1 protein-coding gene is annotated in these 1,468 nt (G+C 49.7%); it reads left to right on the forward strand.

The window, feature by feature from the left end:
• Positions 1 to 106 precede the first annotated feature (106 nt).
• Positions 107 to 1,282 carry a bifunctional diaminohydroxyphosphoribosylaminopyrimidine deaminase/5-amino-6-(5-phosphoribosylamino)uracil reductase RibD gene (ribD, locus tag QUA77_RS29090; RefSeq protein ID WP_333454095.1) on the forward strand — a complete coding sequence of 392 codons (1,176 nt, stop codon included), beginning with the start codon at positions 107 to 109 and terminating at the stop codon, positions 1,280 to 1,282.
• The last annotated feature ends 186 nt before the right edge of the window (positions 1,283 to 1,468 follow it).

The raw sequence follows: 1,468 nt of genomic DNA on the forward strand, positions 1-1,468 counted from the left end.
TTTTTGATTCATTAATTGTTCTTTATTTGACTTTCATGACTATATGATACTACTATTGTTTATAGATGCTTAAAATCCTATTGAAGTTTCACAATACCAAAATCTCATGGAAACTTTTCCGGCGGACGCTCAAGCGATCGCCAGCTTAGCTAACGGACAGCAGCAAGGTACAAAACAACTGGAAAACAGCGAAGTTCAAGAGTTCGATCGAGCCATGATGCGCCGCTGCATAGAATTGGCTCGCCGTGCTCTGGGCAAAACCGCACCCAACCCCCTTGTCGGGTCTGTAATTGTCCGAGACGGCAAGATTGTCGGCGAAGGGTTTCATCCCGGTGCCGGTCAACCTCACGCCGAAGTTTTTGCGCTCCGGGAAGCGGGGGAACTCGCCGCAGGAGCGACCGTCTACGTGAACCTGGAACCATGCAACCACTACGGCCGGACTCCCCCCTGTTCTGAAGCTTTAGTTAAGGCCAAGGTGGCAAAAGTAGTGGCTGGCATGGTCGATCCGAATCCTTTGGTAGCTGGAACTGGGCTAGCTCGGTTGCGAGAGGCTGGCATTGAAGTGGTGGCGGGAGTGGAAGGGGAAGCTTGCCAGAAACTCAACGAGGCTTTTGTGCACCGGATTTTGTACCGCCGGCCTTTTGGCATTTTGAAATATGCAATGACTTTGGACGGTAAAATTGCTACCAGTAGCGGCCACAGCGCTTGGGTGACAGGTGAGGAGGCTCGGAGCGAGGTACACCGGGTGCGCGTCGGCTGCGATGCTGTGATTGTTGGGGGAAATACGGTGCGTCTAGACAATCCCCTACTGACGAGTCACAAGCCTGATAGGAATAATCCCTTGCGGGTGGTGATGAGCCGCACTTTGGATTTGCCGAAGTCGGCTTGGTTGTGGGAAACCTCTGTGGCGGCTACTTTGGTGCTGACTGAGCCTGGGGTTAACCCGGAATTTCAGGAATTTTTGATTGCCAAAGGGGTGGAAGTTGTGGAACTCTCGCCTCTGACACCGACAAATGTTATGGCTTATTTGTACGATCGATCTTTTCTTTCTGTACTCTGGGAGTGCGGTGGCACTTTAGCCGCTCAGGCAATTGCTGAGGGTGCAGTTCAAAAAATTATGGCTTTTATTGCTCCTAAAATTGTCGGTGGTCAAGGTGCTCCAACTCCTGTAGGAGATTTGGGCTTTTCCGCAATGACTGATGCTTTGACTTTAGAGCGGGTTTCTTGGCGTACAGTGGGTGCAGATTGTGTGGTGGAAGGCTATTTAAAAATTAAAGATTGAAAGTTAAAAGCGAGTCTTTTGAGTTTTTGATTTTTAACTTTTAACTCCTTTTATGGTTGAAATTCTGATTTGGAGTTTGATGATTGGCAGTCTCGGCTTGGAGGCTGCGCTCTGGGGGGGTGACAAAGATGCCTAAGAGATAGACCGAATCAGGGTTGCAGCCCGCATACCTTGTTGGTAAAAGCG

It is taken from the genome of Microcoleus sp. K5-D4, assembly GCF_036704575.1.
Classification (GTDB): Bacteria; Cyanobacteriota; Cyanobacteriia; order Cyanobacteriales; family Microcoleaceae; genus Microcoleus.